Source organism: Bacteroidia bacterium, assembly GCA_033391075.1.
In the GTDB taxonomy this organism is placed as follows: domain Bacteria; phylum Bacteroidota; class Bacteroidia; order J057; family J057; genus JAWPMV01.
On record JAWPMV010000001.1, the window covers coordinates 5,372,931 to 5,385,542 of the forward strand.

Here is a 12,612-nt window from a genome sequence, read left to right on the forward strand (position 1 = left end):
ATATGACATCCATTCAGATTCTTAATAGCTTTACAACATGGCGTTAAGATCGCCCCAAATTGAGGTGGGTTAGATTTCCCAAATATAGATGCCTTTGACGAAATTACCAATGGACTGGAAAAATTTTAGGATAGAGAAACTATTGAGCTGGTTGGAACAATCTTTTCCATCGCTCAAATCAAAACGCCCCCTACAAACCCTGATCCTGGTAGCTTTTGCTATCGTTATCCTCTCACTGGGGATAATGGGATACTTTGCCTATTCAAATGTGAGTCAACTTAATGATTCGCTCAAAGAGGCTTCCAAGCCCTATGGCTATGTAGAACAACTGAGTATAGCGATTGGTGCTCAGGAAGAAGCGGATAATCTGGTACTGAATTTTTTGATTAGAAAGAGCAGTACCCGTCTCATGAATAATTATTTCCTAAATATTAGGGATATTTCAAATGCATTAGTCCAATTGGATACCTTGCCCCCTCCTAGTGATCTGGACAATGAAAGAAGGGAACGCATAGAGGGCTACTTCGGCCAAATGCTTTGGAACCATACACGTATCATCCGAATTGTGGGAGATTCTACCCTATCGGCCGACTTTTCCAAGGTAGCCTCTCAGTTTACCCGCTTTAAAGGTCTTGAGGTGCATGAGCAAGAAAAAGATTCTCTCTTTGCCCTCGGCTTCCTGCTAAATGATGATGTGCTGATAAGGAGAAAGATGCGTGGCAGGCTAGAGAGAATGGAAAAACGCTACCGAATAGAAAGGGAAGAACGCATACAGGAGGCGGAGCAAGAAACCTCAGGAGCCCTGCGATTTACTGCTTTATTCTCTCTTTTTGTCCTGACAATTTCTACCATTCTACTTTCTGTTATATTCAATGACCTCAACCGAAATCGAGAACTTCAGGAACGATTGCGGAGGGAGAAAGGAAGGGCTGAAAAATTGGCACGGGTGAAAGAAGATTTCCTCGCCAATATGAGCCATGAAATACGGACACCCATGAATGCGCTTATGGGTTTTGCGGGTCAATTGGCTGAAACACCGCTGAATCAGAAGCAAATTAAACTGCTTCAACCTATTCAAAATTCAGCTAAATATTTGCTCGCTCTGCTCAATGATGTCCTGGATTATTCTAAACTGGAATCTCAACAATTCAGCCTGGAAAAAATTGGCTTTAAGCCACTCAAAGTATTGAATGATGTTCACACCACTTTTGAACGGGTGGCAGCAAAAAAGGGAATTGAATTAGAATTTAACATAGATAAAAACAGTCCGGAAGTTCTGATAGGAGATCCCATCAGATTGAAACAAATGTTATTCAATTTGGTCAGCAACTCTCTCAAGTTCACTGAGGAGGGCTCCGTTTCAGTCAAGCTCGAAATGGCTGAGCTAAAAAACGGACAAATCTGGATGGATTTTATCGTAGAAGATACCGGCATTGGAATTCCTCAGGAAAAGCTATCGGAGATTTTCTCAGAGTTTAGCCAGGCAGATACCAGCATCAGCAGACGCTATGGAGGTACAGGATTGGGGCTTTCCATTACGCGAAAACTAGCCTTGATGCATGGCGGTAATATCCAATTGAATAGTGAAGAAGGTAAGGGAACACGAGCAGTCCTTCATTTGGGGTATCAGGTTGGAACTGTAGAGGATGTAATTGAGGAAAAACAGTACACCTCCATACAGCCAGACTTACTCAAAGGACATAAAATTCTGGCTGCGGATGATGAACCCTACAACCGACTTCTTATCAAGAGTATTTTGGGGAAATGGGGGCTGGAACTTTGCCTTTGTGAAAATGGTCGGGATTTGTTAAATGAATTGGAAAAGGATAGTTATAGTCTAATCCTAATGGACCTCCAAATGCCAGAAATGGATGGAATCGTTACTACCCATCAGATCAGAAACAAATTGAACAATGACATACCAATCATTGCCCTCACCGCAACTTCTACACCTGATGAGATCAATCGAGCGATGAAAGCCGGTATGCAGGGACACCTCATCAAACCTTTCGAAGAAGGCCAGCTCTTCAACATGATGTGCCAATTATTACAAATAGAAATTGAAGATATCCCAGAAGAAAAAGAAGAAAAAACAGATATACAGCAAGAAGATATGAATCCTTCAGATGCACCCTTTGATTTGGACAAACTCGCTCGCCTCTCAAATCAAAACAAAGCTTTCATGCAAAATATGCTGGGAATTTTTGTAAATGGTACCCGGGAAAACCTTCAGGGTGTTCAGGAGGCGCAGGCCAAAGGAGACTGGTTAGAGGTTTCGCAAAGATTTCACAAAATTATTCCTCCCTGCCGACACCTGGGTATGTATGAGTTGGTGGGCAGGTTAAAAGTATTGGAGTTGGAGTTGAAAAAAGAAAATCCCGATAAGGAATTCAAGGACAAAGTTGCTCCGATCAGTAAAGAATTACAGAAGGTGGTAGAATTAGTCGAAGCTGAAATGGAAAGCTAGGAGTTACTCCTTTTTATTAGCCTCTGCTGATCGCTTGTTTTTTATTTCCCTTCCGTAGAAATCAAGTAATCGCCGGGTAAGTTTGTTGTTGTCAAAACGGCTTTCTACAAACTTCTTGGCATGGGTGGCAATGGTATCAAAGAAGCTCCTTTTCTCCAGCAATACAGAAACACAATCAGCAAAGTCCCGTGGGTCATCAGCTATCAGAATTTGATTTCCATGAAAGGCTCCCAGACCTTCAGAAGCGATTCGGGTTGCCACAACTGCCTTTCCATAGGCCATGGCCTCGACTATTTTGATCCTCAACCCACTCCCGGAAAGTAAGGGGACCACCATGACTGCATGAGACTTGATAAAGGGTTCTGATTCATCTACTTCCCCCATCAGGACAACATTTTCCATGGGTTTCTTCAGGAAATCAGGAGCCATTCTCCGACCGGCTATATAAAATTTAACCTCCGGATAATTTGCCTGAATTAAGGGCCATACATATTTCAGAAACCACCTTAATCCTTCAACATTTGGGCCCCAGTCCAATGCTCCAATATAGAAAATAGAAGGAAACTCAAACTCTTTTTCTGTCCGATCGATCGTCTCCAAATCTACCCCTGTATTGATAAACATAAAGGGTTCTTTGGCTCCTAACTCTCTGGCTTTCCCCAGATCCACATTCGTAATGGGAATCAGCGCATCATAGGCATTGCTTTTATATACCAACTCCTCATAAGCTTTCATCCGGCTGGAGGTTACTTCGAATAACAATTTCTTAATAGGATTGTCCTCATTTTCAGCTCTTCTCTGCCAAATGATGTGCTCGATATTGTGGATTCTGAGTGAAACAAATGCCTTGGGATTCATCTCACGAATCGTATCGATATAAGGAGCCATAAACAAGGTCTCCAACTGGACGATGTCATATTTATTCGAGCGAAGCAGCTTTTGTAACTCTTCCCGAAAACGTCGGGAATTGAAACGCTGTACATGATAGGATTGCTTGCTAAAAAGGAAGTTGGCCAGCATATCTGTCAGCTTCACATTAGTGTCTACATCAACCGCATAGAATTCTGCTGACATCCTAACCGCCTCGGGCAGGGTTCTCAAAATAACATAATGCTTGGGCGTATTCATGGTAAGTACCGTCACCTCATGCCCGGCCTTGTGAAAACCCTGAATCATGGCTTGCATAGCTCTTGTACCTCCATCTTTGGGAGGATAGGGAAACTTGCTGCACAGTACCAAAATCTTATAAGCCATAATGCCCCAAAGCTACACGCAACAACAGCAATCTCAAAATCATGACTAATTGGGAATTAGAGATTTTTCGCAAATTGCTAATGTTCAAGCAAAATTATTTATCTTTGCTTTATACCTAGTTAATTAAGCTATGAATATTTTGGCGTCCTCAGCAAAGAACGTCCTTGCCTCAATTCTCGTCATTTCATTCCTCCTAATTTTTACTAGTGGTTATTCTCAAACCAAAATTCTGTTAATCGGAGATTCCATTACAGAAGCCTGGGGAGAAAGTACTCCTCAGCGACCTACCTGGCGCCGCAATCTGGACCTTTTGCTTACGGCAGATGGGATCAGTTTTGATTTTATTGGTAACAAAACCAATAAATTCAACAATAAAGTCCCAACAAATAATGATTACGACTGGAACCATGAAGCTTATTGGGGCCAGAAAGTCAGCTATTTCCTGGCTAACGGCAGGATGAACGCATGGATCAATCAACCGGGCTATGATTTCGATATCGTACTCATGCACCTGGGGACCAATAATGCCTTTGATGGAGATCCGGTAGCAAACACCATCGCTGATCTGGGTACCTTGATCGATTTGTTACGTACAGATAATCCTAATGTGACGATTCTAATCGCTCAGGTTATCCCAAGTAGTAGTGCCAGCCGAAATGCAAACATAATGCTGTTGAATGCAGAGATTCCTGTGCTAGCTGCTAATAAAACGAATGCAAATTCTGAAGTAATCGTTGTTGATCAGTTTACCGGCTTTGATCCTAATACTGATAATTATGACGGTACACATCCCGACGATTCAGGAGTGGTAAAGATGGCGCAGAAATGGTACGATGCCCTGACAAATTTTGTATTTGACGTAAGCTGGGGGGATATAAATCATGTAGTTGAGGAACAAAGATTACAGCTCAATTGGGAAACGCTTTCAGAGAGAAATAATAAAGGCTTTACCGTCCAATTCAAAACCCTGGATGAATTTGAAGACCTCGGATTCATTCAAGGAAATGGAGATTCAGAAAGTGTGAATAGCTATGAATTTCACAGCGGAATTCTTCCAGAAGGAAATTATATATTCCGCATACAGCAAGAAGATTTTGATGGCCAGGTCAGCTACAGCCCTCAATTTGAAGTTCGTGTTGACAGGAGCCTGAATCTTTCTTCCTGGGCATATCCCAATCCTGCGAAAGAACAGATCTATCTTGAGATTCCCGAAGATTATAGAAAACAGCTTCAAATCAATTTTTACAACCTACAGGGAAGTAAAGTACTGGAAAGAAATTTTGAAGAGGCTTCGGGAAGAGAGCGTATTGAATTTCCAGAGGGACTGGCTGAAGGATATTACCATATTGAATTGAAAAGCAGTGGTAAAAGAGAAAGCCTTCTGCTCAGAATTGAGTAAGCAAGAAGCAGGCCTGCATTCCATATCATTCTTTGGATTTATTATTGGCCCGAATTATCTTTAATGCTAGATTTTATCAAAAATCTTCTTTTCTATTCTGGGTACAAGGGGAAGTCTGATGCTTCATAGAGTTTCTATTGGACTCTATGCAGTAGCAAATTGAATGCAAACAAGGCCCATTGGTAAAATAGGCTTATCTAAGCTAAACAAAAACGAAGCTAATAGAGAGATCCTTTTTACCAAAGGTCCAATTATATTTATCGTGCTCAGATCTTCTATCACAAAAGCCATGTCATCATGAGAGATATTTCACTATCCTTATTTAACAGACCAAATAGACTAAAATTTAGACTTTTTGTCATAGCATTATTCTTTTCAGGAGCGGCCTTTGTTCCCTTATTTATGCCTCCTCCGGGTCTTTCAACCCCAGAACCCATAGGCGCATTTCTCAATGGCAGCCTTCCAGATATCACACCCGGCGGCGGAGAAGCTTCCTGGGGGGTTGCTCCTGTTTATCCCAATTTGACTTTCAGAGATCCTATGGCCATTGTGCCTTCCTTCTGGACCAATCGAATTTTTGTTGCTTCGCGACAGGGTAAAATTGAATCTTTTGTAGACAATCCGAATGTAAATACCAAAACAACCGTTCTGGATCTTACTCAAAAAGTAGGCGTCGTCCCTGATGGAGGTTTTATGGGAATGGCGCTCCACCCAGATTTTGGAAGGCCAGGAAATCCGAACAGAAGGCATTTTTATGTCTACTATGTAGCAAAAGGAGATAATGGAGATTTTGGACCTACAACCTGTGGTGCTGGATGTTTTAGCTGTTTCGACAATGCAAACTGGTATGGAAGCTATCTAAGACTTTCTCGTTTTTCCGTTGATGAAAACACCCTGATTGCCGACCCCAATTCTGAGGTAATCATGTTTAATATTCGTCAGTATAATGGTACCCATAGAGGAGGCGGAATGATTTTCGGAAATGATAATTACCTATATGTAACCATAGGGGACCAGGCACGCTATGAAGGGTCCCAAAACATCGTAGATAATTTCGAAGGTGGCCTGGTTCGCCTTGATATAAATAAGCTAGGAGGAAATACCAGCCATGCTCCTCGCAGGAAAATGGGGGTAGAGACAGGCAATCCAGATGAATTTTCAGGTGTCGGCTACTTCATTCCGAACGATAATCCATGGCAAAGTCCCAATAATACCGAGTTCGAAGAGTTTTATGCAATCGGCTTGAGAAATCCCTTTAAGATTGGAGCCGACAGACAGACCGGCGAATTGTGGATCGGAGATGTGGGACAGGACAGCAGAGAAGAGATAGACCTTGTGAAAAAGGGGGGTAATTATGGTTGGCCCGTTTACGAAGGCAATATCGGACCTGCCAGCAATTGGTGTAGCTTTGGTACTACGCTAGGAATAGGAACCTACGAACCCCCTGTAACCGATTTCCTCCGAACAGAAATGAATTCAATCACTGGAGGTCATGTATATCGTGGAGCTTTATTCCCCAGCCTCCAAGGGAAATATATATGCGGAGGCTATGCGCAAAAGAGAATTTTTGCTGTTGAGAAAAATGGGACAAAGACCGTTTTGACCAGTTTTACTCCGGGATCAATGATCAGCATTGGACTTGACACAAATAGTGAACTTATCATGGGGAGACAGGGATTTAGTTCTAATCTCTATAAGTTGACCACAACAGCAAACAATCCACCGGCTCCTTCTTTGCTTTCTCAGACGGGTGCTTTTAAAAACCTCAGTACGCTTGAGCCCTCTGATGGAGTGATTCCTTATGATATGATTGAATCTTTCTGGTCGGATGGTGCCTCCAAACAAAGATGGCTGGCAGTCCCCAATGATGGTAGCCATGATACCCCTCAAGAGCAAATCCAATTTAGTGAGCAAGGCGATTGGAAACTTCCTCAGGGAGCCGTTCTGATCAAACATTTTGAACTATTCGGCAAGCGTCTGGAGACCCGTTTTGAAGTACTGGGGACAGATGACATACATTATTTCCTTACTTATAAATGGAATGCACAAGGTACAGATGCCAGTTTACTTAATGGAGCCCTGGACGAAACCGTAACTGGAAATGGGCAGAGCCAGGTTTGGCATTATCCCAGTCAGAGTGAATGTATCAATTGTCACCAGGAAAGTGCAGGAAGTGTATTGGGCTTAAAAACCCGCTACCTAAACAAAGACATTCTTTATCCTAAAACTGGAAATACAGGTAATCAGTTAGTTACCCTGAGTCATTTGGGAATTTTGGATGAAACCATCGTTGATTCGGATCTCAGCACGCTTTTGACTGCTTCTGCCAGTAGCAGCTCAGCTTCGCTTGAGAAAAGAGCTCGATCCTACCTGGATCTGAACTGTTCTTATTGCCACAGACCAGGTACAGGAAACCGGGCAGCATTTGATGCTCGCTTGTCAACTCCTCTGACGCAACAAAACCTCATTAATGGTTCTGTTGTAAATACCCTGGGCAATAGTGATGCACGTGTGATTGTGCCTCAAAGCCTCCCAAATTCTATTCTCTACCAAAGAATCAACTCTCTCGCAGATGGAGTGGCTATGCCTCCCCTCGCAAAAGGCAAAATTGATGTGCCAGGAGTTCAGGTAGTAGCAGACTGGATCAATAGCCTCGTTCCGGCTGATACCCGTGATTTAGTACGTGTGGGTTCTGCAACAGAAATCACAGGTGGATGCTACGAAATCACTCCCAAAAGTGCTAATCAGATAGGAGCTGTATGGTATCCGGATTCTTTGGATTTGAATGAAGATTTCAACATTACCTTTGGATTAAATCTCGGAGATGAAGACCAGGGAGCAGAAGGAGTTGCTTTCGTACTGCAAAATCAAGGAAAAAATATCATCGGAACGGGTGGTCCTGGACATGGAGCTACGGGTATTACACCTTCAGTAGCTATTTCTTTCGATACACATGGACAAAACGAAGATGAAATGTTTATCTGGAAGAATGGAGATCGGAGAGACTTTCTGGCTAACAGAACCTGCCTGGATGAAGATTGTGAGAATGTAGAGAATGATAATTCCTACAGTGTGGAAATTGACTGGAATTCGACCACTCAAACCCTGGACGTTTACTTTGGAGGTTCTCTTAGAAGAAGTTATACCGGAGATCTGATCAATGATATTTTTGGAGGCAATCCGCTGATTTATGTAGGCTTAACTGCTGCTACCAATAGCGGGCCTCGTATCAATTCTCATAAAGTCTGTAATTTCAATTTGAATTCCGAAACAAATGTCAGCAGGACTCCCTTCATCAGCGACAACTTTGTAGAGGTATATCCCAATCCTGCCAGCTCGAGAATTCGCGTCAGCTATAAAGATGGAATCAAACACATACGCGGAATCCGCATGCTGGATATGGCAGGAAGAACTGTTCGAAACTACGAGGACATCAATGCATTTGAATTTGAAATCAGAAGGTATAATCTAAATTCAGGCATGTACATTCTTCAAGTAGAATTGGATGCGGGAATTGTAAATAAAAAGATCCTTTTCGATTAGCATTCAATCTAAAAATCAGCTTCCAAAAAGTCCCTCAATCTATTGGGGGACTTTTTCATTTTCAGCAAAAAGGAAGCCCAGGCTTTGGGTTCCTGGGCTCCAAGGTATTTGACTTTGAATGCTTATGTTTGGTGTTTTATAATATTTTTATCAACGGAGTTCTATCATTTTGGCATGTTTGGAGAAGTCCTGATCAGAAGAAAGCAGGTAATATAAACCTTTGCTAAGTTGGCTGGTATTAAATTCGATCGTAGAAGTCCCAGCGGTTATCGATGCGCTGAAAGCATCGATCTTGTTTCCATAGATCGAGTATAAACCCAGGTCTACACTTTGGTCTATCTCCGAAACGATTCTGACCTTCAGACTTTCGCCTACTGAAACGGGATTAGGATATGGGAAAAAATCGAATTGAGCGACAGGATCGAAATTTACTTCTACCCGATTCGAATGGGTAAAACTTCCATCTATATCCACCTGCTTGATTCGGTAATAACTTCTTCCTGGTTCTGGCATTTGGTCTTGTGCAAAATATCGCTGCACATTTCTCGAATCTCCCAGAGAGTTTATTTCCTCAATACCTGTATAGGCCAATCCATCAACAGATTTTTCAATAACGAAATAATCATTGTTGGTTTCACTGGCAGTCTCCCATTTTAGCACAACCTGATTATTTGCATAATCTGGTAAAGCATCGAAGCTGAGAAACTCTACCGGGAAAGTTCCGATAACCACATTCTCAGCACACATCTGAGTCTCATTGATCCCATTTCCTTCTGCAGGGCTACCTTGCCCAAGCAAATACTGATAGGTCTGCATACCTTCCCATATAGGGTCGCCATGTAGTCCGTTTTGCTCCAGACCTTCATTATTAGCCAGAGAATTCAGATCCCGGTAATTGATATTGTACCCATTTCCAGTCACCACTCCTACTCGGATAGTAGATCTGGCAGTACTTCCTTCAGCAGAGACACCTGTCACGTAAAAGTTATCATCAATCTGATTATTACCTGTTCTATCACCCTTGTAAAGGATAAGATCCCCAACGCTCCCTCCATGGATGATATTATTTTTAACTACATTATTCTTCAAGCTGTAAAAAGAACGTGGCATTCCATGTAAAACGATACCCGCCCAACAATTTACCACCGTATTATTTTGAACTGTAACATCACTGGAAGCTGCTACATATATCCCTTGCTGAATACTTCCAATTACCAGGTTGTTACAAATTACGGCCCCATAAGGCACAGTAGTAACCGGTTCGCCAATCTCATAGAAGATTCCTTTCAGGTTACCAATGACCGTATTTCCTTCAATAATATTTTCACCCAGAGGTCTATCAAACCATATTCCCGGACCATCATTGTGTTCTACCAGGTTATTACGAATCGTCACTTTTCTGATTGCAGGAATAATCTTCAATCCTCCTGTATGCCAGTGCGCATAAAATCCCCGATAGTTGTTATAGCTGATCCTATTGTTTTCGACCAGCGTATTCTGAGCGGGTCGGGTATCGCTAAAGGGACCATTGTTCATATCCACTCCCAAATCACCTGCATAGAGGATCTCATTATTGCGGATGGTATGATTCAAGCCACTAGCGTTAAGATTTACGAAATCACCGTAGGTCATTCGGCAATTTTCTATGATATAATTTCGAGGCCCTAAATCGACCAGTTTACTTCTGGCCCCTGTATGGGTTCCATTACAATGCATGAAGCCCAGGTCTCTAATGGTCACATAGGAAGACTCTCCACTAAAGACAAAATCTTCTGTACTCAACTCTACCAATTGATCATTGGGATTCATCTGAGAAGGTACTTTGATAAACATCTCATCGGAAGAAGAATTGTAATAGAAGGAATTGGTAACCAAATCCCCATATCCTGATCCAACGGGTGGCAGAAGGGGGACCCCTCCATAATCGTTTGTATGCCATCCATTTTGAACACCGATCTGCTGATAGGGCTCTCCATTTACAAATACCTGTTGAGAATTGGTACTCCAGTTGGAGATTTTCCAAATTGAATTGCCTACTGAAGTCCAGTTATTGACAACCTTCGAACCTTTAATAATGGATTTGGTGGGGCCTGCACCCTTGATGGTCAGATGTCTTGAGGATGTACCTCCGGTTCTTAGGATCAATTCTCCTTCATAATATACCCCTTCGGCGATTTCTATCGTGCCACTTTGCTGGACACGTTCGAATGCTTTCCGAATGGTTTTAAGAGGACTGGACTGACTCCCACTGTTTGAGTCATTTCCATTGGGACTTACATATACAGTCCCTTGAGCAAATAAAGATGTATGGGGAGAGAATAGATTTGTACCACTAAATAGTAAGAAAAAACAAGGCCACAAGAGCAAGGAAACAATTTTTACAAATTGATTCTGATTCATAGAATTACTCGTTTTTTTAAAAAGCTACCCTAAACCTGAGCGTGAAAGCATAAACCAGCAGACGTTTTTCGGGCTAGCGAAATAATCCTGGAAATTGTCAACATATGTTTGATCCCCGAAAAAGCGCATAAAAGCTTCAGCAGTTCGGCTCCATATCCTTAACAGAAATTTGGTTTAGAGGTACGTGCTAAGCACGATTCTTCTTTAATCCCGAAAATGAATAGTTCGGATTGTTATCACAAAAAATGAATGAAAGAACATGGACTCTTTGCCCCCGGGCAAAGAGAAGATAGAGAACGATTCACTCCTTCCTTCTTTTTCCGATCCGGTAGAGGGGTTGGAATTGAAGCGTATAAGCCTCTTCGGTCTGAAAGAATCTCGGGAAGTGTAAAAAAAGGCGTAATTGAATGATAGGTTACAGAAACCTTTTCAGCAACAAGGCGTGGAATATTTATGGGATGGGTAGATACGGGTTCAGAAAGCTGGCAATAAGCCGGATTTTCTGGCTGGCCAGCTGAAGGTCTCCTCAAGAGATTGAAACAAATTTGTTCCCGTTTTGAGCAGGAGACAGCAGGTGTCCGTTCAGACCTATAGACAAGGAGGGTAGAGTTTTTTCGGTTCGAATCATCGAACGTAATATTTGGTTTGGCGTTCAGTTTAGCAGGTCTGCATGCTTTTTCTGATACGTTTAAACCAACTCTACAGGAAAACAGGGAATTCCGGTACTCCGGAAACCTGGAGACAGATTGTAAAGACGGCATAGCTATTTTGGTGTTTTTCAAGAATGAAAAAGCGCGGTTTGGACCGCTTGTCCACTAAATAGTGATTTATAACCCCAGAGCAAACATAGGAGGAAGCATGTACGAATTGGCTACCAAAAGTCAATTCATTCTAACATTACGTGAATAGTAAATCAGGAAAGCTTCTTTTTAAGGGAATAATGACAATTTCTTTAAAAACAGGAGATAGAGGCTTATGAAAGAAATGAGATAATAGGGAGAATAATCTGTAAAAAAACGATAAAAAGACTAAATCCTTACTTCCAGCAATGCTTACTAATCAGCACAATAAGGTGCAAAAAGTGCAGGATCATTTGACTCCGGAAACATTTTCATACACAAAAGCATTTGCTCAAAAGAAATATTCGCACCTAATCTCATATTTGACAGTTGTCTTCCGGGAAGATATTATCTACGAATTGCTCTATTTCCTTCAATGAATCCGCTACCTAAGAGCAGAAAAATATGGGAATCCAATTTCTTCCTCCAGAATGAGCAAAAGCGAAAATCTTTTAGTCCATAGTACAGGAATTTTAAAGAATAAAGCGTAAATTTAAGCGTTGTTTTTACGAAAAGTGAAATTCACTTTTTGGGGTAAATTTGAGAGAAAATCCTATCCTACAACGGACAAAAAAATTTTCTGTCAGATTTCAGTTAAATAGTTTTTCTACGGAGTCAGGGAGTAAGAAGAATCAATTTTACTAAATTCTTAGTATTTCTGATCGTGGTATGTTAAGGCAAAAGGTACTATTATCAGCTTCTTTGATGTC

At 41.7% G+C, this 12,612-nt stretch carries 6 protein-coding genes; 4 read left to right on the forward strand and 2 right to left on the reverse strand.

Features of this window, described 5'->3' with window-relative positions; translation table 11 throughout:
• Positions 1-109 precede the first annotated feature (109 nt).
• Entirely contained in the window at positions 110-2,467 is a 2,358-nt protein-coding gene (locus tag R8P61_21425; GenBank protein MDW3649645.1) for an ATP-binding protein, read from the forward strand.
• Positions 2,468-2,470: 3 nt separating this feature from the next.
• Here the strand turns inward: R8P61_21425 and R8P61_21430 are convergent, their stop codons facing one another.
• A complete protein-coding gene (locus R8P61_21430) occupies positions 2,471-3,721 on the reverse strand; it encodes a glycosyltransferase family 4 protein (protein ID MDW3649646.1) in 1,251 nt (416 codons plus the stop codon).
• Positions 3,722-3,851: 130 nt separating this feature from the next.
• On the opposite strand from R8P61_21430, the gene R8P61_21435 reads away from it, so the two are divergent.
• A complete protein-coding gene (locus R8P61_21435) occupies positions 3,852-5,120 on the forward strand; it encodes a GDSL-type esterase/lipase family protein (GenBank protein ID MDW3649647.1) in 1,269 nt (422 codons plus the stop codon).
• A gap of 297 nt (positions 5,121-5,417) precedes the next feature.
• The gene (locus R8P61_21440; protein MDW3649648.1) at positions 5,418-8,663 is read left to right on the forward strand and encodes a PQQ-dependent sugar dehydrogenase; all 3,246 of its coding nucleotides are present in this window, start codon (positions 5,418-5,420) and stop codon (positions 8,661-8,663) included.
• Between the two features lie 150 nt (positions 8,664-8,813).
• On the opposite strand, the gene R8P61_21445 is transcribed toward R8P61_21440, so the two are convergent.
• Positions 8,814-11,063 (reverse strand): NosD domain-containing protein, encoded by a 2,250-nt coding sequence (locus R8P61_21445; GenBank protein ID MDW3649649.1) that lies wholly within the window; start codon positions 11,061-11,063, stop codon positions 8,814-8,816.
• A 259-nt stretch (positions 11,064-11,322) separates the two neighbouring features.
• Between R8P61_21445 and R8P61_21450 the strand changes: the two genes are divergently transcribed.
• On the forward strand, positions 11,323-11,454 hold the full coding sequence (locus R8P61_21450) for a hypothetical protein (protein MDW3649650.1): 132 nt from the start codon (positions 11,323-11,325) through the stop codon (positions 11,452-11,454).
• Positions 11,455-12,612 lie beyond the last annotated feature (1,158 nt).

Coding starts and splice junctions, on each gene's coding strand:
- R8P61_21425 (MDW3649645.1), top strand. CDS start 110: ATGGACTGGAAAAATTTTAGGATAGAGAAACTATTGAGCTGGTTGGAA.
- R8P61_21430 (MDW3649646.1), bottom strand. CDS start 3,721: ATGGCTTATAAGATTTTGGTACTGTGCAGCAAGTTTCCCTATCCTCCC.
- R8P61_21435 (MDW3649647.1), top strand. CDS start 3,852: ATGAATATTTTGGCGTCCTCAGCAAAGAACGTCCTTGCCTCAATTCTC.
- R8P61_21440 (MDW3649648.1), top strand. CDS start 5,418: ATGAGAGATATTTCACTATCCTTATTTAACAGACCAAATAGACTAAAA.
- R8P61_21445 (MDW3649649.1), bottom strand. CDS start 11,063: ATGAATCAGAATCAATTTGTAAAAATTGTTTCCTTGCTCTTGTGGCCT.
- R8P61_21450 (MDW3649650.1), top strand. CDS start 11,323: ATGGACTCTTTGCCCCCGGGCAAAGAGAAGATAGAGAACGATTCACTC.